Origin of the sequence: Williamsia limnetica, from assembly GCF_003217475.1 — a bacterium.
Classification (GTDB): Bacteria; Actinomycetota; Actinomycetes; order Mycobacteriales; family Mycobacteriaceae; genus Williamsia; species Williamsia limnetica.
Genome location: NZ_QJSP01000012.1, coordinates 87,673 through 113,290, shown reverse-complemented (window position 1 = coordinate 113,290; position 25,618 = coordinate 87,673). Strand labels below are relative to the sequence as shown.

The 25,618-nt window shown below is 65.4% G+C and carries 23 protein-coding genes and 1 riboswitch; of the genes, 9 read left to right on the top strand and 14 right to left on the bottom strand.

All coding sequences use genetic code 11. The annotated features are described in order from the left end of the window. Positions 1-233 precede the first annotated feature (233 nt). Positions 234-343: riboswitch (SAM riboswitch) on the top strand. Between the two features lie 58 nt (positions 344-401). Both DFR67_RS20120 and metX read left to right on the top strand, forming a co-directional pair. Further along, positions 402-1,718 carry a bifunctional o-acetylhomoserine/o-acetylserine sulfhydrylase gene (locus DFR67_RS20120; RefSeq protein ID WP_110471277.1) on the top strand — a complete coding sequence of 439 codons (1,317 nt, stop codon included), beginning with the start codon at positions 402-404 and terminating at the stop codon, positions 1,716-1,718. Position 1,719: 1 nt separating this feature from the next. Further along, positions 1,720-2,862, top strand: coding sequence for a homoserine O-acetyltransferase MetX (gene metX / locus DFR67_RS20115; protein WP_110471276.1), 1,143 nt, complete (start codon positions 1,720-1,722; stop codon positions 2,860-2,862). Positions 2,863-2,886: 24 nt separating this feature from the next. Here the strand turns inward: metX and DFR67_RS31410 are convergent, their stop codons facing one another. The 6 genes from DFR67_RS31410 to DFR67_RS20085 all read right to left on the bottom strand — a co-directional run bounded on the left by DFR67_RS31410 (position 2,887) and on the right by DFR67_RS20085 (position 7,890). After that, positions 2,887-4,356: an Hsp70 family protein gene (locus tag DFR67_RS31410; RefSeq protein ID WP_281268352.1), complete on the bottom strand. Its 1,470-nt coding sequence runs from the start codon at positions 4,354-4,356 to the stop codon at positions 2,887-2,889. A gap of 179 nt (positions 4,357-4,535) precedes the next feature. Beyond that, on the bottom strand, positions 4,536-4,889 hold the full coding sequence (locus DFR67_RS20105) for a DUF3017 domain-containing protein (protein ID WP_110471275.1): 354 nt from the start codon (positions 4,887-4,889) through the stop codon (positions 4,536-4,538). A gap of 5 nt (positions 4,890-4,894) precedes the next feature. Beyond that, entirely contained in the window at positions 4,895-5,764 is an 870-nt protein-coding gene (locus DFR67_RS20100) for a bifunctional methylenetetrahydrofolate dehydrogenase/methenyltetrahydrofolate cyclohydrolase (protein WP_110471274.1), read from the bottom strand. Between the two features lie 48 nt (positions 5,765-5,812). Next, positions 5,813-6,847, bottom strand: a complete 1,035-nt coding sequence (locus DFR67_RS20095; protein ID WP_110471273.1) for an SMP-30/gluconolactonase/LRE family protein — start codon at positions 6,845-6,847, stop codon at positions 5,813-5,815. Then, positions 6,847-7,449: a pentapeptide repeat-containing protein gene (locus DFR67_RS20090; protein ID WP_110471272.1), complete on the bottom strand. Its 603-nt coding sequence runs from the start codon at positions 7,447-7,449 to the stop codon at positions 6,847-6,849. The genes DFR67_RS20095 and DFR67_RS20090 overlap by 1 nt, the downstream gene beginning before the upstream one ends. A gap of 33 nt (positions 7,450-7,482) precedes the next feature. Continuing rightward, entirely contained in the window at positions 7,483-7,890 is a 408-nt protein-coding gene (locus tag DFR67_RS20085; protein WP_110471386.1) for a RidA family protein, read from the bottom strand. 78 nt (positions 7,891-7,968) lie between these two features. Between DFR67_RS20085 and DFR67_RS20080 the strand changes: the two genes are divergently transcribed. Together DFR67_RS20080 and DFR67_RS20075 are read left to right on the top strand one after the other, a co-directional pair. After that, positions 7,969-8,580, top strand: a complete 612-nt coding sequence (locus tag DFR67_RS20080; RefSeq protein WP_110471271.1) for a TetR/AcrR family transcriptional regulator — start codon at positions 7,969-7,971, stop codon at positions 8,578-8,580. 43 nt (positions 8,581-8,623) lie between these two features. Continuing rightward, the gene (locus tag DFR67_RS20075) at positions 8,624-9,088 is read left to right on the top strand and encodes a tRNA (cytidine(34)-2'-O)-methyltransferase (protein ID WP_110471270.1); all 465 of its coding nucleotides are present in this window, start codon (positions 8,624-8,626) and stop codon (positions 9,086-9,088) included. Between the two features lie 12 nt (positions 9,089-9,100). Here DFR67_RS20075 and DFR67_RS20070 read toward each other — a convergent pair whose 3' ends face one another. The 3 genes from DFR67_RS20070 to DFR67_RS20060 form a co-directional block, all read right to left on the bottom strand. Further along, entirely contained in the window at positions 9,101-9,520 is a 420-nt protein-coding gene (locus DFR67_RS20070; protein ID WP_110471269.1) for a hypothetical protein, read from the bottom strand. Positions 9,521-9,579: 59 nt separating this feature from the next. Next, on the bottom strand, positions 9,580-10,857 hold the full coding sequence (locus DFR67_RS20065) for a reverse transcriptase family protein (protein WP_245938057.1): 1,278 nt from the start codon (positions 10,855-10,857) through the stop codon (positions 9,580-9,582). A gap of 201 nt (positions 10,858-11,058) precedes the next feature. Then, positions 11,059-11,286: a DUF167 domain-containing protein gene (locus tag DFR67_RS20060; protein ID WP_110471384.1), complete on the bottom strand. Its 228-nt coding sequence runs from the start codon at positions 11,284-11,286 to the stop codon at positions 11,059-11,061. Here DFR67_RS20060 and DFR67_RS30820 point away from each other — a divergent pair. Next, a complete protein-coding gene (locus DFR67_RS30820) occupies positions 11,276-11,437 on the top strand; it encodes a hypothetical protein (protein ID WP_170135250.1) in 162 nt (53 codons plus the stop codon). The genes DFR67_RS20060 and DFR67_RS30820 overlap by 11 nt on opposite strands. A gap of 203 nt (positions 11,438-11,640) precedes the next feature. Here the strand turns inward: DFR67_RS30820 and DFR67_RS20055 are convergent, their stop codons facing one another. Beyond that, a complete protein-coding gene (locus DFR67_RS20055; protein ID WP_110471268.1) occupies positions 11,641-14,928 on the bottom strand; it encodes an error-prone DNA polymerase in 3,288 nt (1,095 codons plus the stop codon). 124 nt (positions 14,929-15,052) lie between these two features. Between DFR67_RS20055 and DFR67_RS20050 the strand changes: the two genes are divergently transcribed. From DFR67_RS20050 to DFR67_RS20040, 3 genes are read left to right on the top strand one after another with little or no spacing between them, the layout of a single operon-like run. After that, a complete protein-coding gene (locus DFR67_RS20050) occupies positions 15,053-17,179 on the top strand; it encodes an SDR family oxidoreductase (RefSeq protein WP_110471267.1) in 2,127 nt (708 codons plus the stop codon). 41 nt (positions 17,180-17,220) lie between these two features. Beyond that, positions 17,221-18,300 carry an alanine racemase gene (locus tag DFR67_RS20045; RefSeq protein WP_281268355.1) on the top strand — a complete coding sequence of 360 codons (1,080 nt, stop codon included), beginning with the start codon at positions 17,221-17,223 and terminating at the stop codon, positions 18,298-18,300. Continuing rightward, positions 18,267-19,568, top strand: coding sequence for a serpin family protein (locus DFR67_RS20040; protein ID WP_110471266.1), 1,302 nt, complete (start codon positions 18,267-18,269; stop codon positions 19,566-19,568). Before DFR67_RS20045 ends, DFR67_RS20040 begins: the two co-directional genes overlap by 34 nt. 83 nt (positions 19,569-19,651) lie before the next feature. Here DFR67_RS20040 and DFR67_RS20035 read toward each other — a convergent pair whose 3' ends face one another. Together DFR67_RS20035 and DFR67_RS20030 are read right to left on the bottom strand one after the other, a co-directional pair. Further along, positions 19,652-21,232, bottom strand: coding sequence for a DNA polymerase Y family protein (locus tag DFR67_RS20035; RefSeq protein WP_110471265.1), 1,581 nt, complete (start codon positions 21,230-21,232; stop codon positions 19,652-19,654). Next, the gene (locus tag DFR67_RS20030) at positions 21,229-22,017 is read right to left on the bottom strand and encodes a hypothetical protein (RefSeq protein WP_342766746.1); all 789 of its coding nucleotides are present in this window, start codon (positions 22,015-22,017) and stop codon (positions 21,229-21,231) included. Before DFR67_RS20030 ends, DFR67_RS20035 begins: the two co-directional genes overlap by 4 nt. A 226-nt stretch (positions 22,018-22,243) precedes the next feature. On the opposite strand from DFR67_RS20030, the gene DFR67_RS20025 reads away from it, so the two are divergent. Beyond that, a complete protein-coding gene (locus DFR67_RS20025; RefSeq protein ID WP_110471264.1) occupies positions 22,244-23,434 on the top strand; it encodes a serine/threonine-protein kinase in 1,191 nt (396 codons plus the stop codon). Between the two features lie 77 nt (positions 23,435-23,511). Here the strand turns inward: DFR67_RS20025 and DFR67_RS20020 are convergent, their stop codons facing one another. Next, positions 23,512-24,183 (bottom strand): response regulator, encoded by a 672-nt coding sequence (locus DFR67_RS20020; RefSeq protein WP_110471263.1) that lies wholly within the window; start codon positions 24,181-24,183, stop codon positions 23,512-23,514. Further along, a complete protein-coding gene (locus tag DFR67_RS20015) occupies positions 24,180-25,436 on the bottom strand; it encodes an ATP-binding protein (RefSeq protein ID WP_110471382.1) in 1,257 nt (418 codons plus the stop codon). Before DFR67_RS20015 ends, DFR67_RS20020 begins: the two co-directional genes overlap by 4 nt. Positions 25,437-25,618: the final 182 nt, after the last annotated feature.

Genomic DNA, 25,618 nt, shown 5'->3' with positions numbered 1-25,618 from the left:
AAAGCCGAGAGATCGCGGACCAACGATTGAAACTCCTGAAGAAACAATCATAAAAGAAAACGCCTGTTATCAGATATCGTCTGAACGGGTGAATCCGCACCGCGTCCGGGCCGCCGACCCCCTACACGGCCGGAGAACGATACGTGATTGCCCGGCCCCGGAACGGTGAGAAATCCACGTGCGCGAGAGGGTTCTCAGCGACTCCCGCGCGTGTTATATCCTCTACTGCGAAAGGTCATGAGCGTCAGCAACAAGCCCCGGCTCGCTGACCGGCAACCCTCCAACCGCGGTGGGGTGCTCCGGGTGATGACCTGGTTGCGGTTCGCCGCAGCAAGCGCGGGTCCGCTGGTCGGACCCAATTTCAATTGGATGTTTCACCGACCCAGAAAGAGAATCCTTGCATGTCTGACAACGACGTCAATCCGGCTGACAACTGGAGCTTCGAGACCAAGCAGGTCCATGTCGGCCAGGCCCCCGACTCGCAGACCTCTGCGCGGGCCCTCCCCATCTATCAGACGACCTCGTACACGTTCCGCGACACCGAGCATGCCGCCAATCTCTTCGGGCTCGCAGAACCGGGCAACATCTACACCCGGATCATGAACCCCACGCAGGATGCGGTGGAGCAGCGCATCGCCGCGCTCGAGGGTGGCGTCGCGGCCTTGCTCGTCGCCTCCGGCCAGGCGGCGGAGACCTATGCGATCCTCAACGTCGTCGAGAACGGCGGCCACGTCGTCTCAAGCCCCCGTCTCTACGGCGGCACCTACAATCTCTTCCACTACACGTTGCCGAAGCTCGGCATCGAGGTCAGTTTCGTCGAAGATCCCGAAGACCTCGACAGCTGGCGCGCCGCCATCCGGCCGAACACCCGCGCACTGTTCGGTGAGACCATCTCGAACCCGAACAACGAGATCCTCGATCTCGTCGGGATCTCGGGAGTCGCGCACGAGGCAGGCCTGCCTCTGATCGTCGACAACACCGTCGCCACGCCGTACCTGATCAACCCACTCGCCCACGGCGCGGACATAGTCGTCCATTCCGCCACCAAATACCTTGGCGGCCATGGCACCTCGGTCGGCGGCGTCATCGTCGACGGAGGCACGTTCGACTGGCGAGGGCAGCGTGATGGCAAAGACCTGTTCCCCGGCTTCACCACACCGGATCCGAGCTACCACGGCGCGATCTTCGCCGACCTCGGTGCGCCGGCGTTCGCACTGAAGGCCCGGGTGCAGTGGCTTCGCGACACCGGCGCCGCCATTTCGCCGTTCAACGCGTTCCTCATCGCGCAGGGCATCGAAACGCTGAGCCTTCGCATCGAGCGACACGTGTCCAATGCACAGGCCGTTGCCGAGTACCTGTCCAAGCACGCCCAGGTCGAGTCGGTGGCCTACGCAGGCCTCGAATCCTCGCGTTGGTACCAGCGCGGCCAGGAACTGGCGCCGCGTGGCCAGGGCGCGATCATCGGCTTCGAGATCGCAGGCGGGGTGGACGCAGGCAAGAAGTTCGTGGACGCACTCACCCTGCACAGCCACGTCGCCAACATCGGTGACGTGCGCTCGCTGGTGATCCATCCCGCGTCGACCACCCACTCGCAGCTGATCCCGGAAGAGCAGATCGCCGCAGGCGTCTCTCCCGGATTGGTGCGCTTGGCTGTCGGCATCGAGAACATCGCCGACATCCTCGCCGACCTCGACACCGGCTTCGCCGCGGCCAAGTGAGGTGAGCATCGACCCGCACACGCCACCGCGCACTCATCCGGACTGGGAGTCCCTTCCGGATGGGCAGTTGACCAGTGTGTCGGTCGGTCCTCTCGAACTGGACAACGGTCAACGCATCGACAACGTGACCCTGGCGTTTCAGCGCTGGGGCACGTTGTCGCCGGCGCGCGACAACGTGGTGCTGACGCTCCATGCACTCACCGGCGACTCTCACGTCACCGGACCGGCCGGACCTGATCAGCCCTCCCCCGGTTGGTGGGACGGTCTGATCGGACCCGGAGGTCCCGTAGACACCGACGAATGGTGTGTGATCTCGGCGAATGTCCTCGGTGGCTGCCGCGGTTCGACGGGTCCGGCATCGCTCGATTCCGAAGGGCGCGTGTGGGGTTCACGGTTCCCACACATCACCGTGCTCGACCAGGTGCGCGCCGAGGTCGCCCTGATGGACACCCTGCGGATCGATTCCGTCGCCTCCGTCCTCGGTGGTTCGATGGGCGGTGCTCGTTCGCTCGAATGGGTGATCGGCTACCCCGAGCGAGTCCGCAGCGCTCTGATCCTCGCCGTGGGTGCCCGGGCCTCCGCAGATCAGATCGGCACGCAGACAACTCAGATCGCTGCCATCACCTCGGATGCGAATTGGCAGGGCGGCAATTATCACGGCTCCGGGCGCGCCCCCACCGCTGGACTCGGCATCGCTCGCCGGATCGCCCACATGTACTACCGGCACGAGCTCGAGCTGGACGATCGCTTCGCCAATTCGCCTCAGGGCGATGAGGATCCGCTGAGCGGCGGTCGATATGCGGTGCAGAGTTATCTCGAACACCAGGCCGACAAGTTGGTGCACCGATTCGATCCCGGTAGCTACGTGGTGCTGTCCGAGGTCCTCAACCACCACGATGTCGGCCGCGGTCGCGGCGGCGTCGAGGCGGCGCTACGGAACTGCCAGGTGCCCGTCGTCATCGGCGGCATCGACTCCGACCGGCTCTACCCGCTGCGTCAGCAGATCGAGCTGGCCGAGCTCATGCCCGGATGCGTCGGCGGCCTGCACGTAGTGCACTCAGACAACGGTCACGATGGATTCCTGACCGAATCCGACGCCATTTCAGAGCTTTTGAAGAAGACAGTCGACCTCGCGCGCCGATAGGCGCCGGCAGGGAGTTCCCGGGGCTCAGCCCGCGGGCTGCGTGGTGGGCACCGGCCCCGGTGAGGGCGCAGGCGATGCCGGAGCACCCTCCGCCGGGGGCGCCGGCGTCGGCGAGGTGACCGGCGGGGTCACGATCGCAGTCGGATCGGGTGCACTCGACGGCAGCTGACCCAACGGCGGTGGCCAGGTGATGGACGGAATCGGGAACGGCCACAGCGAGGTGCTCAACGTCGATGTCGAAGGTTGCTCAGTCGATCCACTCGGTGCGGGCAATTCCGTTGTCGCCCAACCCGGATCCTGATTACCGCTGCCCGCACCTGTCCCGGCGTTGCCACCGACCGGCGCGGGAGGAGGCGCGGCGGTGACCGAGATCTGCTGCTGCGGCGAGGTGACCGTCGGCGTCACGCGCGATTCACCGGTGGAAGGCGGCGGTGGCGACGTGGTCGTCGCCTCGGCCTCGACGGTGACCGACGACGGCGTGGACGGAGTCGACGGATTCCCCGCGAGTGAGGAACCCACGGCATACACCGTCATCAAGGCTCCCGCCAGTAGCGCGCCGAACACCGCCAGGGGCGCTGCCGACAGCCAGTCGCGACTGCGTCGTCCTCCGATGAAGGCAAGCGTCGAGGCCCTGGTACCGGCGGCCGCCACAGTTGCGGCGCCGAGCGCGGCAACGGACTCCGGCGCGTGCGGCAGGACCGGTTCGAGACCGCTGCGCTCGACGATGAGGTCACGCAGCAACGGGATGTTGGCCAGCCCCCCGACCAGGACGACAGCCTCGGGGCGCGCCACACGCGGACCTTCGACGTAGGCCGCAACCTCGTCCGCGGCAGCGGAGGCCATCGGCCGCAGGAGTCGTTCGAGTACTGTCCGGGTGACCGGCACGGGGAGTGCGGGGTTGCCCAACATGATCGACGTCGAGTCCCTGACGGACAGTTCCTCTTTTGCCGTTCGGCACGCGCTCAGGACGCTGGATTTGCGACGCCCGCGGATCCTGCCCGTACTCGTGAGTTCAGAGGCGAGCAGTGCGTCGAGCCCGTTGCCTGACACGGCCGTGCTGCGCTGAAGATCGGTGATGCGCCTGGTTACGGGATCGACGGTGTACAGGCTCATCCCGGTGTCGCCCAGATCCACCACCACGACCGATTCGAACCGACTGATCTCTCCGGTGGAGATCAAGTGGTGCGCGATCGCTTCGGTCTCTGCGACGAGATGGATCTGGCGCTTGGCGCCGGTGCCACGTGAGGCGATCTCTCGTGCCTGCTCGTCGGTCCGATACGCGACCCCGATCGTGCCCACGCTCGCGTCGTTGTCGCGCGCTTGACCCAGCATGAGATCGATGCCGGAGTTGACCCGGCCGGCCCGGGTGAGCCCGTCGGTGGGGTCGACGTCGATGACGCGATTGACTGTGTGAGTACGTCCGGCCTCATCGGTCGTCAGCAGGACGCAGTGGATCATTCCACTGCCCGCAGACAAACCCAGTGAGGTGGTCATGACTCTCTTCCGGCTCGATGATGGTCTCGGTCGTCCGGGTTCTGCGTTGCTGCCTCCCCCGGCGGGGCCGCTTTCACCACCCCAACACTGCCGTCTCCGAAGTGCATCGCCCGTAAGGATGAAAGTGTTCCATCTTCACTGACTGCAAGTTCAGGATGCAGTACCACGAACCATTGTAATCAATCTGTGCCCAAAGGGTCGATCGAGGTCGCCAGCCAGAGGATCGCCACACCGGCGAGAGTCATCGCGACCACGTCTGCGAAGCGGCCGCGAACCTCCAGCAGACCGACCCGCGACGTGGGTATGAGGGCGCGTAACAGCGCCGCGAGCAGTGCCGCCGATCCGAAGACGAACGCGCCGCGGCGCCAGCGGTCGACGATCAGAAAGATGGCCGCCACGATGACGACGGTCATCACCGCCAGGAAGGGCAATTGGACCACTACCCAGCGCAGTTGCCGTACGCGGTGCAGTCGGCGCGCACGAGCGCGGCCGTTATCCGGGGTGGTCGGTTCGGTTGCCGAAGCTCTGGCCATCCCGATCAGGCGCGAACCAACGCGGCCTCGGCGCGTTCGACGACGTTTGCCAACAGGAACGCTCGTGTGAGCGGTCCCACACCTCCGGGGTTGGGTGAGACATGCCCGGCCACATCCCAGACCCCCTTCGCGACGTCGCCGACGAGCCCGTCCGCCGTTCGACTGACGCCTACGTCGATCACTGCTGCGCCGGGCTTGACCATGTCTGCGGTGACGAGACCGGGGACGCCCGCCGCGGCGATCACGATGTCCGCCCGAGAAACCTCGGCAGCGAGATCCCGGGTGCCCGTGTGGCACAACGTCACGGTGGCATTCTCGGTGCGGCGGGTCAGCAAGAGCCCGATCGGGCGGCCAACGGTGACCCCGCGGCCCACCACCACCACGTGGGCGCCCTTGATCGGTACGTCGTACTTACGCAGCAGGTGCAGGATGCCGCGCGGCGTGCACGGCAACGCACTCTGCGACGTCCCTGCGCCGTCGAGTACCAGGCGGCCGAGATTGATCGGGTGCAGGCCGTCGGCGTCTTTGTCGGGGTCGATGCGCTCGAGGGCTGCGTTCTCGTCGAGGTGCTTCGGCAGCGGGAGCTGCACGATATAACCGGTACAGCCCGGGTCCGCGTTCAGCTCGTCGATCGCCGCGTTGAGCTGCTCGGTGGTGATGTCGGCCGGCAGATCCTTACGAATAGACGCGATGCCGACCTTGGCGCAGTCGTTGTGCTTACCGCGCACGTAGGCCTGCGATCCCGGGTCGTCACCGACGAGGATGGTGCCGAGTCCAGGCGCGATGCCGGAATCCCGAAGTTTCTCCACGCGCGTCTTGAGGTCGACGAAGACCTCATCGCGGGTTGCTTTTCCATCAAGTACGACTGCGCTCACGACGTCATTGTTCCAGGTTCCGCTCGTTGCTCGCGCCTGCCCCGCCCACTACTCGATGTCGAACCACGCGATTCGCGACGATCCGATGCCGCCGACCCATACTCGCCCGTCGCGCTCGAGGACTCCCGTGCTCTGACCGAACCCCGGGAGATCGACCCGATGGTCGGCAACCACCCGCCCGCTCGGTAGGTGGATCTTCAGAACCCACAGCGGCGCCTCCGGATCGGGTAGCAGTCGATCCGGGATCCGCCACACCAGCTGCCGGATCCGTGGATGGCCGGCGAGGGCTTCGAGCGGACGGCTGCGTAGACCCGCCATCGCGAGCCACAGGTGGTCACCGTCCGGAGACAGTGAACAGTTGTCGGGATAACCCGGCAGGCCGCCGCGCAGCACCTCACTCGTGCCGGTCGCCGGCACATAGGAACGCAGGCTGCAGTCCCCGGTCTCGGCGATCACCAGCCGGTCGTCGTGGCGGACCAGACCATTGGCGAACTGCAGACCATGCAGTAGAACGGTCGCGCGCGGCGGTTCCGACCCGTCTCCGAGGTCGACGCGGATCAGCCGTCCCGAACCGTCGTGCTCGATGATGTCGGCTCTGTAGTCGTCGAGGGTGAACCGTGTCGTCGACTGGGTCAGGTGCAGTTCGAGGGGCCGCGGCGTGGCTCCACCGGTGTGGCGGGTGACGATCACGTTGGAGCAGAACGTCAGTGGTTCACCGTCGACGCGGTCCAGGGCCACGTCGATCCGGCCGCTGGTCATGTCCATCGACAGGAGCCCGCGCCTGCTGTCACAGATCAGCAGGGTCTCACCGATGACCTCGAGTCCCAGCGGCTGGCCGCCGGTGTTCGCCACCACATCCCACCGGCCGGTGCCGGCGTCGATGGCGATGATGTTCCCGTCGACCGTTCCCGTCCAGATGCGGCCGTGATCATCGGCGACGACATCCTCGGGCGAGGGCGAGCCGACGTCGACCACCGTGATCGGCGGTGCCTGCGGTGTCGGCCAACCGGCGGTGTCCACCGGGGTCGGCGTCCATGTGACCGGTGAGATCGAGGGTTTACGTCCGCGGGTTCGAGCGGTCATCACTCGCCCCCGATTCGCAGGCCGTGGGCGGCAGCGAACTCCAGTGCCTGCCCGGCATCGACCAGGGCGTCGACCACGGATGCCTGCAGCCAGAGCATCGGATCCACCCTCGCGCCGCGAAGGTCCGCCTTGCCGAGTTTCGTGCCGATGGCGCGCACCCCGGTGAGGTCGGTCCCGGACAGGTCTGCACCGATCAGCGTCGAATCGGACAGGTTGGCCTCCCGGAGCCGGCAACCTCGTAGCACCACCCCCGACAGATCGACGCCACCAATCGACGTCAGCGACAGGTCGCAGTCGATCAACGTCATCGGCCGAACGCGCGAGTTCGTGATCACGGTGCCGAGCAGGCTGCAGTCGGTCATCTCGACCTTGTTCAGGTGCGCCCGTTCGAAGTGGCAATTGCGGAATGCGCTCGCGCTGTGACTCGATCGGGACAAGTTGGCCCCGCTGAAGTCGCAATCGGTGAATGTCACACCGCGCGTGCGTAGTTCACTCAGATCCGATTCGACAAAGCTGCAGCCCACGTACTCGCGCTCGGACCAGTCCTCATTGGAGAAGTCGGCGAAGTCGAACCGTTCGTCGGTGGAAACCTCAACACTCATGTGCCCATGTCTACACGCCTCACCCCGAGGCGATCAGTCGAGCACTGCGGTCGCCTCGACCTCGACCATGAGGTCGGGCTCACCGAGCGATGCGACGCCGAGCAGGGTGATCGGCTTCACCGGATCGACACCGAGCTTCGCCGCCGCCCTTGCGACGCCCTCACCGAGCAGCGGGTACTTGTCCTGCGACCAATCCACCACGTAGATGGTCAGCTTCGCGACGTCGTCGAACGAGCCACCGATCTCCGCCAGCGCAGTTCCGATGTTGAGGTATGCCTGCTCGACCTGCGCCGCGAAGTCTCCCGCGCCGACCTGGTTGCCCTCGGCATCCCTCGCCACCTGTCCGGCCAGAAATACCAGCCTGGACCCTGTCGCGATCGAGAGTTGGCGATACACATCGGGTTTTGGCAATCCTTCTGGGTTGATCAGCTCTATGGCCATGGGGTTCCCCTCTCGGTCGTCGGCGTCGCCCGCGAATCGCCGTATCGTAAACATAGCATTGTTATGTATTGTGATGCCATGGTTCGGAACAAGAATCCTCAGACCCGTTCGATGCTCATCGAACGCGCGGCGCAGATGCTGCGTGCGCGGGAACCGGTGACGTTGCGGTCACTGGTGTCCGGGACGTCGGTCTCGACGATGGCCGTGTACACCTACTTCGACGGCATGGACGGGCTCTGGAAGGCGCTGCGCCAAGAAGGCTTCACCCGCCTCGCCGCCAGACTCTCTGCTCTGGAGATGTCCGACGATCCGGTCCGCGATCAAACCATGATGGGCGTCGCGTATCTGTCGAACGCTTTGCAGAACCCCAATCTGTACCGGGTCATGTTCGACACCAGCGCGGATCTGGAGGATGCGGCTGCAGCCGAAGCAAGCCTGCACCATCTCGTCATCGGCGTCGAACGCTGTTCGAGCGCAGGCCGATTCCGCCCCGATGTGGATCCGTCTGCGTTGGCGACCCAGCAGTGGATGATCGGGCACGGGCTGGCATCCCTGGTGGCAGGCGGTCCCCTACCCGAATCTGCACTGGCCCACGCCGTGCCGATGTTGACAGCGCTGTTCGTCTCCGCGGGGGACGAGCCGAGCCGGTGCGCGAGATCGGTGGAGTCAGGATGGGCACCGCTGGGCTGACACCAGTTTGTCGAGGGTGCGCCCGATGCGGCAAGCTCAGGGGGTGTTTCGACTGCTGTTCCATGAACCTCGCATCCCGCCGAACACGGGAAATGCGATCAGGCTCGCCGCCAACACCGGGTGTGAATTACACCTGGTGGAGCCGCTCGGCTTCGACCTGTCCGAGCCAAAGGTGAAGCGAGCCGGGCTCGATTACCACGATATGGCCTCGGTGACCGTTCATTCCGATCTGTTCGCCGCCTGGAAAGAACTTGCACCGCAACGGGTGTACGCGTTCACGGCTCACGCGGACACGTTCTACACCGACATCAGCTATCAGCCGGGCGACGTGTTGCTGTTCGGCCCCGAGCCGACCGGGCTCTCCGAGGCGGTGCTGGCGGACCCTCACGTCACCGAGCGGGTCCGGATACCCATGCTGCCGGGACGCCGATCGCTCAATCTGGCGAACGCTGCCAGCATCGTGATGTACGAGGCCTGGCGGCAGCACGGCTTTCCTGGCGCGGTATGACCGGTCTGCGGATCAATCGATCGGTAGTCCACGCATGATGAACTTGCGCAACATCGCGGTGGTCGGTTCCTCGATGTGCAGTTCGGCATTGTCGGTCGCGGTCGGGGCAACCACTTTGAGCAGCAACTGACCGCCTGCGAGGATGTCTGCGGAATAGTCGCTGCCGTCGCGACTCCATTCCATGTGCAAGCCGCCCGCCGGCGTCGCTGTGGGAGTTGATTCGGTCCAGTACGAACTCTGCAAGCCGTCGAAGTACTTCTCGAAGAACTCCCGCGCAGCAGGGGTCGGGGCCAATGAGTCGGGCCCCTGCCAACCGTCCTCGAGTCCGAGTACATGCTCGAGTTGGGCGTCGAGACTCCGTTTGGTCTCGTTGGGGTCCGCGGCCCCGGGCGTATTGCGATCGAGATTGCTCGAATAATTGCTCAGGCTCATTTACCGAGGTTAGGCGCCTTCGACGCCAAGTGATAGGGCGGGATTGCGGGTGTTCATCCTCAGCGGTCCCAGTCCACCTGCTCGGCCAACGCCAGCAAGATGTTCCGTCGCTGCGTACTGGTTGCCCCGATCCAGGCGATCTTGCCCCGCACGTGCGCCCGGAAATTCGGGTGCGCCGATCGGTTCTGCGCCTGCGCGCCCGTACGAATCGCATTGTGCAGCAATGCTCGGAGATTGTCGTAGTCACGTCGGGCGATACTCGGTTGGTCGTTGACCACCAGCCCCGCCAGTTGCTGGCGCTGATGCGCCCGCATGATCTTGGTCTTGTCCGGGTGCACGGTGAAACCTTCGTCGGCAATGATGCGCTGCACCACCCACAACACTGCTTCTGGGTTCATGTTGTCGCCGGAAATCCCCAGATCATCGCCATACCGGCTGTAATGCAGGCTGTTTCGTCGGGCGTATCCCCAGATCCGGCGGTCCATGGCACGCATGACGAGGTTTGCCAACGCCGGGGACGTCGGCGCACCCTGCGGGAGATGCCGCTGCCGCAGGAGTGCCGCTTGCCGGTGGTGTACGTCCCGGAGGTGGGTGATGGGCGTGGTGGTGGTGCACAGTTCTGCCAGGACCCGCGCAGTTCTCTGGTAGCCCACCGCCGCGAAAATGGCCCTGACCCTGGCAATTCCGATCGAGGAAAAGCAGTCGCGCAAATCGATTCGGACCACCACCGGACGATCGGTGTGCGGCCAGGCGAAACTCGAGGTCGAGGTGCCCGGCACAAAACCCTGCGCAGCCCGGTGTGGCGGGATGTGGTCGACGATGGTGCTCAGCAGCCGTCGCTGAATCTCTCTCAGGTGGGGTTTGGGCGCCTCGATCATCCGCACGCCATCGCGTTTGGGCACCTGCCAGTAACGGTAATGCTGCAGCGGACCGTCCTTCGTCCGCAACCAGTGACCACGATCAGCAAACCACTCCAGTTCGCCGACAGTGAGGTTGAGCCAGCGGGCCACGTCCGAATAGTCCCGGAGCTGCGGCAGCTCGAACCGCATGATCGGCTCGTCCGGATCCTCGAACGCGCGCCGGCGCGGCGCGCCTATCAGCGGCGTGAGGAAGGTGCGGACAGCGGCCAGATCGGTGGGCCGCTCGGGAAACCGGTCGAGCAGCACGCCGAGCAATTCGGTGACCACGGTCTGTTCCATCGTCGCCACGAGCATGTCGACCAGTGCGGAGACCGTCCAGCGCGGATCGACCTCGAGCCTCGTCATCAGGTGTTCGACAGACTCCGCGGTCAGGCGCAGACGTGGTCCCAGACCGCCCAACGAGTAGCTGTCGGTCACGACACGGCGCCGGTCATGAATGACATGCGCGGCGAGGAGGTGACCATGAACCTGTGTCGGCGGCGCCGGATAGCACGCGGAGCATGCCGAGCGGCGTCGGACGCTGATACCAACTGTGAGATGTACCCAGGGGTTGCCCCTGAGACGGGTTCGAAGAACCCACTCTCACCTCCCCACCGCGCACACGTGCCATCGTATCGACTATCGGTCGATACGAAACCTTTTCGTGCGAGCGGTCGCACCACCGGTGAGGACGACGCGGGACTTGGACACGCCGAAATGCCTCGCGAGCAGGAGCGCAACGGCGGCATTGGCCTTGCCCTCGGTGGCTGGTTCACGCACGAAAATCGTCAGAGCGCCGTCGCCGGCAACCTCGACCAGCGGCCCTTTGCGACTGTTCGGCTTGACGGTCACCACGATGTCATCCACAGAAGCGATTATGGGCCCGCTCGGCTCGAGTTTCGGCACACTCGGCGGTGATATCGGCCCGCTCGGCGCGAACAACGGCACGGTCAACGACTGTTGCGGCACGCTCGACGACGCTATCGGCCCGGTCGGCGAACCACGCATGAAGGTCTGAGCGAGCGCAGCGATGCGAGGACCCGGCAGTCGGCCCCGCGTTGTCTAAACGGAGGAGCGAGGGAGCGCAGCGATGCGAGGACCCGGGAGGGGTGGCCGCGGTTGTTCTGGACTGCCGACGAACGAGCGCCAGCGAGGTGAGGAGAAGGGAAGAACGACCGCCTGATGGCCACACCGACAAGCGAGCGGAGCGAGCAGACAAACCTAAGCCCAGTCCCTGGAGCGGGTTCCTATTCTCAAGTCCATGCGTTGGAGGCGTTCTGCCACCACGGTCACGGCTCCTTCGGCGTTTTGCACTCGGCCGCGGATCAGCAGGGCCGGAGCGGTCTGTGCGAGTTTGCGGTACTTGGCCCACAGCCCCACCGAACAGACCACGTTGACCATCCCGGTCTCGTCTTCGAGGTTGACGAACGTCACCCCTGAGGCGGTGGCGGGTCGTTGCCGATGGGTGACCGCTCCCCCGACGAGCACCCGCGAACCATCGGGTACCGACAGCAGGTCGACGGCCGCGGTCACGCCCAGTGCGTCGAGTTGGGGCCGGATGAACTCGGTGGGATAGGACCCCGGGCTGACGCCGGTGGCCCACACATCCGAGGCGGCCATCTCGACGTCGCTCATTCCCGGTAATGCCGGTGAGGTGTTGATCTCGTGCAGCGGGAGCCGATCGGACTTCTCCTGTGCTGCTGCTCCCGCATCCCAGAGTGCTTGCCGCCGACTGGTCCCGAAACACTCGAGTGCACCTGCGGTCGCCAGCGCCTCGAGTTGTCGGGTGTTGACGTCGCAGCGCCGGGAGAGGTCGGCGGCGTTGGTGAACGCCCCACCGGATTCGCGTTCGGCGACGATCGCTTCGGCGAGGTCGATACCTATGTGTTTCACCGATCCCAGCCCGAGTCGGACGTCCAGGCCTGCGTTCTCCAGATCCGCGTGCGGTTGCGAGAGGTTGACGTCGGGACCGTGCACTTTGACACCGTGTCTTCGGGCATCGGCGACCAGCGTTTGCGGTGAGTAGAACCCCATGGGCTGCGCCTTGATCAGTGCTGCACAGAACGCGGCGGGGTGATGGAGTTTGAGCCAGGACGAGTAGAAGACCAGTGAGGCGAAGCTCTGTGAATGGCTTTCGGGGAAGCCGAAATTGGCGAAGGCGGCCATTTTCTCGTAGACGCGGTCGGCCACCTCACCGGTGATGCCGTGCAGCTCTTCCATGCCTTCGTAAAACCGTGCCCGTAGTCGCTCCATCTTTTCCGGCGAGCGTTTCGATCCCATCGCGCGACGCAGCTGATCGGCTTCTGCGGAAGTGAAACCCGCCACGTCCACCGCCAGTTGCATCAGCTGTTCTTGGAAGAGGGGCACCCCGAGCGTTCTGTGCAATGCCGCTTCCATCGAGGGGTGTTCACAGGTGGGCTCTTCCAGACCGTTGCGGCGCCGGATGTACGGATGCACCGAACCGCCCTGGATCGGGCCTGGCCGGATGAGTGCGACCTCGACCACGAGGTCGTAGAACTCGCGGGGCTTGAGCCGGGGCAGGGTCGCCATCTGCGCCCGCGACTCCACCTGGAACACCCCGACGGTGTCTGCCTTGCAGAGCATGTCGTAGACGGCGGCCTCGGTGAGATCGATCTTCGCCAGGTCGACATGGATGTCGCGGTGCTCGGCAAGGAAGTCGATGGCGTAGTGGATGGCCGAGAGCATACCGAGTCCCAGTAGGTCGAATTTCACCAATCCGATGGCAGCACAGTCATCTTTGTCCCACTGCAACACGCTTCGGTTGGGCATCCTCGCCCACTCGGTGGGGCATACATCGGCGATCGGCCGGTCGCAGATCACCATGCCACCGGAGTGGATACCGAGATGCCTCGGCATGCCGTTGATCTGGTTCGCAAGATCGAGCACATCGTCTGGGATGTCGCTGTCGGTGGGCTGGGCCTTGTCGTATCGCTGCACCTGCTTGCTCCAGGCATCCTGTTGTCCCACCGAATATCCGAGGGCACGGGCCATGTCTCGGACCGACGACTTGCCGCGGTAGGTGATCACGTTGGCCACCTGCGCGGCATTCTGCCTGCCGTATCGCTGATACACGTACTGGATGGCTTCTTCGCGACGGTCGGATTCGATGTCGACATCGATGTCCGGCGGGCCGTCCCTGGCCGGGGACAGGAAGCGTTCGAACAACAGACTGTTCCCCACCGGGTCGATCGCGGTGACCCCCAACGAGTAACAGACCGCCGAGTTCGCCGCGCTACCTCGGCCCTGACAGAGGATGTCGTGGGTACGACAGAACGAGACGATGTCGTGTACCACCAGGAAGTAACCGGGAAATCCCAGTGAGTCGATCACGTTCAACTCGTGTTCGATCTGCTGATATGCCTTCGGGTGACTCTGGGGTGGGCCATATCTCTCCAGCGCTCCCCTGGCCGTCAGTTCACGTAGCCACGAACTCTCGGTGTAACCCTCGGGCACATCGAACGGCGGTAGCTTGGGAGCGATCAGATGCAGTCCGAATGCCAGATCTTTGGCCAGCATCGCGGCGTTGTCTATGGCGTCGGGGTGCGCACTGAGCAGACGCATCATCTCGTCACCACTGCGCAGATGCGCTCCGCCCAGCGGACCGAGCCAGCCGTCCATGTCGTCGAGGCTGCGCCTGGCGCGAACCGCGGCCATCGCCATCGCCAGCCGCCGGCGATGCGGCGCCGAGAAGTGCGCGCCGGTGGTGGCCACGGTGGCCACCCGATTACGCCTGGCGACCCAGGCGAGTGCGGCGTTGCGCTCGTCGTCATCGGCGGCGCCCTGCGCCGTCAACTCCATCACCACGTTGTCGCGACCGAATTTTTCGATCAGATCACGCAGCGCCGCCTCGGCAGCGGACGGTCCGCCCGTCGACAAAGCCGCTCGCACCGTCCCTTTACGGCACCCGCTGAGAATCAGCCAGTGACCGGCCGCGGCTTGGGCCAAGGTGTCGATGTCGAAGCGGAGCAGCCCTTTCTCACCGGCAGCCATGTGCCCGTTCGCGAGCTGCCGGGACAATCTCCGGTACCCCTCCTGGCCGCGGGCCAACACCAGCAGATGCGCACCATCCGGGTCGGCCACCCCGGTGCGGGCCGAATCGTGCTCCAGCGAGAGTTCGGACCCGAAGACCGTCGGCAGTTCCCATTCCAGGGCCGCTTCGGCGAAGCGCACCACCCCGTAGAAGCCGTTGTGATCGGTGATCGCCAGCGCCTCCAGCCCGAGCCGGTAGGCCTCTTCGGCCATCTCCTCGGGACTGCTGGCGCCATCGAGAAAACTGTACGAGGTGTGCGCATGCAATTCGGCGTACCGGGTGTCAGAAACACCCCGCCGAAGTTCGCCTGCCTCATAGGGTCCGCGCTTGCGCGACCACGCCGGACTGTCGCCACCATCACCGGAGAACGTCTCACCCGGACGCCCGCCCGAGGTCGGCCGTCCAGAGAGAACACGTTCCATCTCCGACCAGGTCGGAGGGCCTTCGTTCCAGCCCATACCCCATGGTATCGAACACACTTTCGACATGCAAAGTACCTGTTACTCTCGACACATCAAAGTCCGCACGGGGGTCGGGTCAGCGTCGCAGGCGGGGGTCCACCTTTCAAGGAGGAGCGCATCAATGTCCGACTACTTCATCACCGGCGGCACCGGATTCATCGGCCGTCGCGTCCTGCCCCTGCTACTCGCCGCGCTCGAGGCGGACGGGGCCCAGGGCGCCGACTCCACGGTGTTCGTGCTGGTCCGTCCGAGTTCAGTGGAGCGACTGACGAGCGCGAGTGCCGACTGGCCGGGCCGCGATCGCATCGTCGCCGTCGAGGGCGACCTGACCGCGCCAGATCTCGGCGTCGACACCACCGCACACGACCTGTCGAACATCGAACACGTTCTGCACCTGGGTGCGATCTACGACATGGCCGCGAGCGCCGCCGATCAGCAGAGCGCCAATGTCGACGGCACCGCCCGGGTCATCGCATTCGCACGCGAGCGCGGCGCGATGCTGCATCACGTGTCGTCGATCGCGGTCGCGGGCGACCACGCCGGCGAGTTCACCGAAGCCGATTTCGATCTGGGACAACAGTTCCCGTCTCCATATCACCGCACCAAGTTCGAATCCGAGAGACTGGTCCGTGATGCCGAAGACCTACGCTGGCGGGTATACCGACCTGCGATCGTGGTGGGTGATTCTGTCACCGGCGAAATGGACAAGGTCGACGGTCCGTACTACTTCTTCGGTTATCTGCGCGAACTAGGCCGGCTCCCCTCCCGATGGACAGTCCCCATGCCCGACATGGGTCTGACCAACATGGTGCCCGTCGATTTCGTCGCCGAAGCACTAGTGACCCTCATGCGGCACGATCTGGCCGAGGCACCGCCCGGCACCCCCGATCTTGGCGGCGAGGTGTTCCATCTCGTCAGTCCGCACCCCCAGACGATCACCGAGATGTACAACGCGATCGCGCCTGCCTTCGCCGGACCGCACGGCCGCGACCTGGTGCCCCACCGATTCGTTGCGCCAGTCGTCGACCGCAGCTCACACGGGGTGATCCGGACCGGACGGGATCTCATCGCCCGGCAGCAGGGCATCCCGCCCGCCATCCTCGACACCCTCTCGATCCCCACGAATTTCAAAGCCGACAAGACCTTCGGGGTGCTCGGCGGCTACGGCGTGACCCTGCCCGACCTCGCCGACTACGGACCGGGCCTCTGGCGGTACTGGCACGAGCACCTCGATCCCAGCCGGCATCGTCGGCGCAACCCGGCAGGTCCGCTCGCTGGTTCGCACATCCTGATCACCGGAGGCTCGACAGGTATCGGGAAGGAGACCGCCCGGCAATGCGTACGAAAGGGAGCAGTGGTCTTCCTACTGGCGCGCGGCGCCGACGAACTCGCGGCGGCCGTCGAGGAGCTGCGATCCGAACAACCGGCGCACGATGGTCACCGAGGCGAGGCGTACGCCTACCCCTGCGACATCACGGACAGCGAAGCGGTAGACCTGACGATCAAGACCATCCTCACCGAACACGACCACGTCGACGTGCTCGTGAACAACGCCGGACGCTCGATTCGACGGGCAACCATCGACGCCGTGGACCGCAGCCATGATTACGAACGAACAATGGCTGTCAATTACTTCGGCGCGGTGCACCTGACTCTGGCATTGTTGCCTCACATGAAGGAGCGCAACGTCGGGCACATCGTGAATGTGTCGAGCATCGGTGTGCAAGCGCGCGGTCCGCGTTTTGCCGCCTACGTGGCGTCGAAGGCTGCCCTGGAGGCGTTCAGCGACGTCACCGCCACTGAAACGCTGTCCGATCACATCACGTTCACCAACATCCACATGCCGCTGACGCGGACCAAGATGATCGCGCCCACCGAGGCATACGACAATGCGAAGGTGCTCAGCCCACAGACCGCGGCGGCGATCGTGGTGCGGGGCATCATCGAGAAGCCGCGCCGCATCGACACCCCGCTCGGCACACTCGCGCAGATCGGACAGTTCCTCACCCCGAAGCTGACCGGCCGACTGCACCACCAGGGTTACCTCCTGTTCCCCGACTCCGCGGCCGCGAAGGGCAACGTCGAAAGCTCCGGATCAGATCACGAAACACAAGCGATCGCACGGGCACACGGTGTGCGCGACCGTGCCCATGCACTCGCCCGCCCCGTCCGGGTGGCGATGGTCGACAGTGGCGCCCGCCGGGTGGCCCGGAAGTCATTGAACCGAATACCAGGGATTTCGTGGTAGCTCCTTCAGAAAATCCGCCCAGCGGTTCCGACATCGGCCGCATCGACAGAGTCCTGGCTGCCACCGCAGGACTCGACACCCCGGTTGCCGTGGTCGACGAGGCGGTGGTGGAGGCGAACCTCGACCGTATGGCCGAGTTCGCCTCCTCCTCCGGTTTCGTACTGCGACCACACGCGAAAACCCATAAGAGCCCGGAACTGGCTGCGCGGCAGATTTCTCGCGGCGCAACCGGTTTGACGGTGGCAACAGTGGGCGAAGCCGAGGTCTTCGCGGCGGCGGGGGTCAGCGATCTGTTCATCGCCTACCCCCTGTGGCTCACCGAGAACAAGGCTCGCAGGCTCCGCGCGATCATGGACCACGCCGAGGTTCTGCTCGCGGTCGACTCCATCGCCGGGGCCGCTCGGATAGCGCGCCATGTGCCAGGCGCGCGGGTCGTCGTCGAGGTCGACAGTGGTCAGCACCGCACCGGTGTCCACCCACAGCGGGCAGGCGACATCGGGCACGGTGCCGCGGCGGCCGGCCTAGAGGTCCTGGGCATCTTCACGTTCCCCGGACACAGTTATTTTCCTGGTCGGCCGGTGGCGGTCGCGGTCCAGGAGGCGAACGCGTTGGCCATGGCGGCCCAGTCGCTGCGGGCAGTCGACATCGACCCGGTGATCAGGAGCGGCGGATCGACGCCGTCGGTTGCCCACGCCGATCCCACCGTGCTCACAGAGATCCGACCGGGGGTCTATCCGTTCAACGACGCCCAACAGGTGGAGCTGGGTGTGTGCTCGATGTCGGACGTGGCGCTGACCGTCGTGACCACCGTCGTACATCTCGACGGCAACAAAGCCGTCCTGGACGCGGGCAGCAAATCGCTCGGAGCCGATCACCCGGCCTGGACCACCGGGGTCGGTCGATTGCCGGACTACGGCGATGCTCGTGTCTCCGCGTTGTCCGAACACCATGCGACCGTCGACTTCACCGATTCGGCCGATCGACCCGAGTTGGGCGACCGGGTACGGTTGGCTCCCAATCACGTGTGTACAGCAGTCAATCTGGCCGATGAATTGGTGATCGTCAACCGTCACGGCACACTGAGCAGATGGCCGGTGACCGCGCGCGGGGCAAACGCGTGAAACCACTGTGGGTGCTGCTCATCGCCGCAGCTTTGACGGTCGCTGCGTGTGCGCAGGGCACCCAGGCGAGCTCCACTGCGCAGCTGACCAAGGCATCCGGGGTGCGCTTCGACGAAATCGGTATCGACGAGGTTCGCAGCGCCGCAGATGAACTGGTCGAGGGCACTGCCGCATTCGGTGTCGACATGCTGCGGCAGACCGGTGTGGACGCCAACAAGGTGGTCTCACCGTGGGGCGCGATGCTCGCGCTACAGATGCTCCGCGCGGGCGCAGGTGGCAACACCGCTGCAGAACTCGATGCGGTGCTCGGCGCGACCGACGACGATGCCATCGCGGCGATGATCGGTCAACTCGACCGGGTCGACGGCAATCCCGGCGATGTCGACAAAGAGAACCCACCGACCCCGCCGGTGTTCCACGAGGCCACCGGAATCTTCATCGACGAGTCACTCGATGTCGGTCAGGACTACCTGGCGACTCTCGGGCGTGTCTTCGACAGTGGTGTCTACCCGGTCGATTTCGCCGAGTCGCAGACAGAGGCGGCAATCAACAGATGGCTGTCGATCAATACCGGTGGCCGGCTCACCGAGACACCGACGACCTACGATACCGAGACGGTGATCAGCCTGCTGTCCACCGTGTTCCTCGCCGCCGCATGGCAGCAGCCGTTCTCCCCGGCATCCACGGCCCCAGCCGATTTCACCTCCACAACCGGCTCGGTCGGCGAGGTGGACATGATGAACGGTCAGCTCACCGTGCCTTTCGTCCGCAGGCCGGGCTGGAGTGGCGTGCAATTGCCGTACTCGGCGGGTTTGGCGATGCAGGTGTTTCTACCGGAGGCAGGCGTAGGTGTGGACGCATTCCTCACTGGTACAGCCCTCACAGAGGCGTCGAGCACCCTGAGGCAAGCGCCGGAGACGTCGACCGCGGTGCGCCTGCCCAAGTGGGACATCAAGACCGCCGTGGACCTGAAGGCCACCTTGGAGCAGCTCGGCGTTCGGGATCTGTTCGGTGGCGCAGCTGATCTGTCGGCGATCAGTCCTGAGCTGGCGGTCACCGCCGCAGCTCAGAACAGCACGATCACCGTGGGTGAAAAAGGCACCCTCGCGGCGTCGGTCACCCAGATCGACGTCGGCGTCACCGCGCTGCCGCCGCAAAAGCCCGCGGAGTCCTTCATCGCAGATCGACCGTTCGTCTTCCAGATCATCGACACCGCAACAGGTCTGCCACTCTTTCTCGGAACAGTCGGGCAACCCGACGGGCAGTGATTTCTCAAACGCTCCAGAATTACGAGGACGCTCCACATATTTGTGGCGCGTCTTCGTAAAGGCGGAGCGTCTTCATCGGGGGGCTACTCGTACACCCCTTCCACCGTCCACTGCCCCTGCTGATAGTGAAGTAGCAGCGCCCGCGAATCCTCGAGCAGCACTTGAGCTCTGGCATAGTATCCGCCGTGGGACCCGGCCTCTGTCTCCGACCACCATCGCTCATCGGTGGCCCAGGGGCCGGCCCACCAGTTCAGCCGCCAGGTGCGGCTACCCCAGGTGAGACTGGCCGGTTCGCCGGTGAAACCACCTCGGCCGGTGACCTCCACCGGATGATCCGCGGCGTCTCGCACACTCACCGGCGCCATGGGCAGTATGGACGGGGACGGCCCCGGCACCCGTCCCGGCCACGGGGCCTGTGGGTCTGCGGCGGGCACCAGTTCATCGCCCAACGGCACCAGGGTGATCTGTTGCCCCGGGCCTCGACCACCACTGCGTAGAGGTATCTGCACCCGATCTCCACCGAGCAGCCCCTGCACACGTACCAGAGCCCGACGCACCCGTTCGGCCACTTCGCCGTCCCCTCCTGTCAGTCCACCTCCGGTGAAACCCAGTTGCAGTGCGCCCGAGCTGATCACCTCCACCGGATCTAGACGCAGCAGCACCACCGGGCCGTCTGGCCGATCCGCGGCATTGCGCCCGGACAACCAGCCCTCCAGTTGCCAACGGATCCGGTCGGCTGTCGCGTCAGGGGTGAGCGGATTGGCACAGCGCCAGGTCCGGGAGTACTCGCGGCCACTGTCGGTGACCGCCTGCACGGTGAGCCTGGTGCAGGCCACCGACGCCGCCGCGAGCACATCATGTAGCTGGGCCGACAGTCGGCGGCCGATGAACGCCGCAGCATCCACCCGATCCACGGGTGGATCGCACTGATGCTCCACCACCAGGTCCGGCGGGGGCGCCTGCCCGGACGGCGGACGCTGCGGCATGGCCCGCGCCGTGCGGTGGGCGTAGATGGCGTCGGCCCCGAATCGGGTGGCCACGTCCGCGGCCGACAGACCCGCGAAGTCGCCGATCGTCCGAAGTCCCATCCGCCACAACAGGTCGACCAGCGACAGACGATCATCCATGCACATGCTGGGCTCCACGGCCAGCTCGGAGATACGCAGTGGAGCAAGGAATTCGACGCCTCCGCCCATGGGGATCACCATGCCCCGCCGGGCGGCGATGATCGCGGTGAAGAGCTCGTCGGCGATCCCGACCTGCGACTCGACACCGCACGAGGAGACGATGTCCGTCAGTTTTTCTGCGGCGATCTCTTCACTGCCGAAGTACCGTGCGACACCACGCGCAGGCAACACCAGCAGACCAGGTCGCAGGACTTCTACGAGAGGTATCAGCTCAGCAACCGCTGCCACCACCGGCTCGAACAACCGGGCATCACGGCACTGGTCGGCCTCGGCCAACGTCAACTGAGGGCACCGGGCTTGGGCATCGCGCTTACGCATGTCTCGGCGAACCCCAACCGCCCGTGCCGACGCCGAACACGCGACCACCCGCCCCGAACCCAACACCGCGATCGGCTGATCAGGAGAGAGGTCGGCATCGGCCGCTGCGGCCACCGCCGGCCAATCCGGACACCAGAGACCGAACACCCGACCACTCACAGCGCCACCTTCATCGCGGCCGCCTCCTGCGAGGATGTCGCGGAATCATGCTGCTCGGCAACGGCATCCAGCAATTGCACACGACCCCCGCGGTCGACGACATCGAGTCGGGTACTGGCACCGGAAAAACCACGCCCCACCGAGCGCACTGTCAGCGACACCCCACCGAGACGGCCGTGACCACGTCGGCGCGCAGCCGGCTGATGTCGGTAATCACAGACCCTGGACTGCAACTTCACATGTGCTCCCGACCAGGTGCCGTCCGTGACCACCAAGACCGCGCCCTTGCTGCGCGCACGAGCCATCACCACACGACTGCGGGACGGTGGCACCGAGATACCGCCGAGTCCGGCGACGACGAGATCGAGCCCGTCGAGCAGCACCGCGGCGATCTCGACAGGGTCCGGGCCGGGGTCTGGTATCACCGCGATCCGCGACAGATCACCACCCATCTCCACCACCCCCAGCAGACACAGCTGTGGCTGTCCGATCACCGCAACATGTCCGCCGTCAGCACTCACCTGGGCGATCAGTGAGAGCAACAGTGAACGCGCTCCTTCCAGCGCCACCACCGTGCCCCTCACCAACCCTGCCGCAGGCAACAACTGCTCGAGCGCAGGCGGAACAGCTAGGCGGTCCCGATCCGAGTACTTCTCCTGCGGTGTGGTCACCGCCGACATCTGACGTTGTGGCACAATTGATTCCGGCCGTGCCCGGGTGGTTGCCGAAGCCAGGGTCTGCCGCAACATCGCCAGCTTCGCAGCCTTGTCCGGGACTGTCTCCATCGCCCGCATCGCACCTCCAGATCACTCCTCACCGAGGTGAGGAAGCGGCTCAGGGAAGGTGGGCCACCATCAGAACTCGAACACATTTTCGAACTTTTCTGAGCGTAGGACAGCCCTCCGACAAGCGTCAACATCGTTCGGCGCGTCGGCCCGATTTGTCCGGGCGAGTCGCGCACACCAGGCACACCGTCCACTTCCGCCTCACCAGTCCACTAAGGTCGGACACGTGAGCGCCTCCGATTACCGCGTTCCCGGCCCCGACTATCTGGTCGCCGGGCGCTACCGGCTGCGCTCGAAGATCGGCGGCGGCGGTATGGGCGCTGTGTGGCTGGCCCACGACACCCTGCTCGACCGCGAGGTCGCCGTGAAGCAGGTGCTCTCGGTGGCGGGCATGACCGAGGACTCTGCCGCCCAGATGCGCCAGCGGGCCATGCGTGAAGGCCGGATCGCGGCCAGGCTCAGTCACCGCAACGCCATCGCCATGCATGATGTGGCGCTGGAGTCCGGAGAGCCTTGGCTGGTGATGGAGTACCTGCCCTCCCGCAGCGTCGCGGAGATACTTCATCAGACCGGCACCCTGCCCGTGCATCAGGTCGCGCAGATCGGTGCCCAGATCGCGGATGCGATGACCGAGGCACACACTGCCGGAATCCTGCATCGCGACATCAAGCCGGGCAACATCTTGATCGCCGAAGGTCGCAACGCGGGCCTGGTCAAACTCACCGATTTCGGCATTTCCCGGTCGAAGGACGACGTTCAGCTCACCCAGACGGGGGTCATCACCGGCACCCCGGCGTACTTTGCGCCGGAGGTCGCCCGTGGCGAAGATCCCTCCGAGGCGTCCGATGTCTACTCACTCGGCTCCACACTCTTCACCGCCACCGAGGGCGAGCCACCCTTCGGCATCGACGACAACTCACTGGTCCTCCTGCACCGGGTGGCCAGGGGCGAGATCAATCCGCCGAAGCGATCGGGTCAGCTCGAAGGCGCACTGCTCGCCATGCTCGAACCCAGCCCCGCCCGGCGCCCGACCATGGCCGAGGTCCGTGACCGGCTCGCGCAGGTGGCCGCAGGCGACAACGGCAACACGGCGATGATCCTGGCCAGTCCCCTCGACCGCCCCTCGCCTGGCCGGCCGCCGCACCGGCCCCCGACCCGGCGCATTCCCACCACCACCGAGTCGGGCCTACCAGCGGTCACGTCGTCGGGTCCCAGATGGCAGGATGCCGCGCAGACCCACCCGCCCGTCACCCCCGACCCCTGGCAGGTCACCCAGCACTCGCAGCCGTCTGCGCCCGTCTTCGGACTGCAACCCCCACAGCCGCAGTCACGGCATCTCGGCCTCGCCGCCGCGGTCTTCTTGGTCTTCGTGGTGCTCGCCGCGATCGCCATCACCTTGATCGCCGTCATCCGCTGACACAAACCCAGCCGATCCTGGCACACCCAGGTGTTGCAACACCTGGGTGTGCCTGGAGTACCTGGGTTTGTGCGGAGCTAGCTGATGTGGCGGTTGGCAGCCCATCGGGTCAACGCATTTCGGTTGGACTGCTGGGTCTTTCGCAGCACATTCGACGCATGTGTCTCGACCGTCTTGATCGAGATCACCAGATCCTCGGCGATCTCACGGTAGGTGAAACCTCGGGCGAGCAGTCGCAGGACCTCCATCTCCCTGGGCGTCAGCGAATCGAGCTCGGGATCGAGATGGGGCTCGGGCAGCGGAGAACGCCCGGTGAAGGAGTCGAGTACGAACCCTGCGAGCCGTGGGCTGAACACCGCATCCCCGTCGGCGACGCGCCGCACCGAATCGGCGAGCTCCGGACCACCGATCGTCTTGGTCACGTAGCCGCGAGCACCTGCCCGAATCGTCGCGATCACGTCTTCGGCGGCATCGGAGACGGACAGTGCCAAGAACACCGGTGCCTTGTCAGGGGCTGCGTCGGCAATCCCCCGGAGCACCGCGATGCCACCGCCTGCAGGCATGTGTACGTCGAGGAGCACCACGTCGGGACTCGACTGCAGGATTCCCGTGACGGCATCGGCCACCGCGCCGGCCTCCCCGACCACCTGCATGTCGTTCTCCGACGCCAATTCGGCTCGCACCCCCGAACGGAACACACCGTGATCGTCCACCAAGAACACCCGATACGGCTCGCTTCGCCCGGTCATCTCTCCCGCTCTCGATTCACCGCTTCCCGGATGGACTCGGTGTCGTCGCCGCTGCCTTCAGGAGCGCCCGAGGGCTCGACCCCACGCGGCATGGCCATCCGCACGTCCACCCCGCGACCCGGCGTCGACTTGATGTCAACGGTACCGCCGTGTCGTTGCACCCGGCCCTTGATGGAGCCCGACACCCCGCGTCGATCTTCCGGTACCTGATCGGGATCGAAACCGACCCCGCGGTCGCGGACGAACACTTCGACCAGGTCGCCGTCGACCTCGGCATACACATCGACCGATCGTTCCCCGGAATGCTTGGCGGCATTGACGAGGGCTTCGCGCGAGGCGGCGATGAGAGCGGCCCACCGGCGATGCTCGGTGCTCCACGAGGGATCGTCGGCCGTCACATCTCCCACGGTGACCACTTCGACCTCGACACCGTAGTGGTCTTCGACCTCGGCGGCCACCGACTTCAACGCTGCTGTCAGCGAATCGCTCTGCGGTCCGAGATCTCCGAACAGATAGGTGCGCAACTCCCGTTCCTGGCTGCGCGCCAGCCGCTGCACCTCGTCGCCGTGGGCAGATCGTTTTTGGATCAGCGCAAGGGTCTGCAGTACTGAATCATGAAGGTGGGCAGCAATTTCTTCTCGTTCCGCGGTACGGATCCGGGCGGCTCGCTCGGCGCCGAGCATCCTGGCCATCCGTAACCACAGCGGGATGGTCAGCAACAGGACACCCAGAACCGTCGCCGCGACCGCGAGCAGTGTCGCGCTGAGCCCGCCGATGCGGTTGTTGCCCGCGAGGACGACGACCACCAGGCCGACCACCACAAGTGTTGCGCCCCCGGCGATCCGGGTCCAGGTCAGCGCCCGCGCCGACCCTGATCGCGGGCGCCAGCTGGAGTCGAGTTCACGCCAGACCAGCGAGGCCCCGACGGCGACGACGACGAGCGGGATGAGGAACTGGGCCGGCGTCCCGGATGCCACGAAACCGACCGACACCACCGCGACGATGCCGACGATGGCCAGTCCGATGCCCTGCCTGCGTTCTGAACCACTCGGCGGTTCGGTGTCGGTACCGGGCGGGCACATGAACCAGAGCAGCCCATAGGCACAGACACCCGCCCCGGCCAGCGCGCTCAGGATCACGAAGACGACCCGCACCCGAAATGCATCCATCCCAAGGTGATCGGCCACGCCTCCGGCGACGCCACCGATGACACGGCCACCATCGCGACGGTGTACGCGTTCGACTGTGGGCATCACTCGATACTTGCATGCATGGACCGCTGTGCACATCAGGGTTGTTACCCAGATCGAAGTCCAGGGAGTAGATCAGGGTGAATCCCGATGGTCAATGCCTCGCCCACTGCCGAGAATTGAGGCATGAACTGCAGACCAGGTCGACATGAAGACGAAGCGAAGCGGGGCTCGACCATGACTAC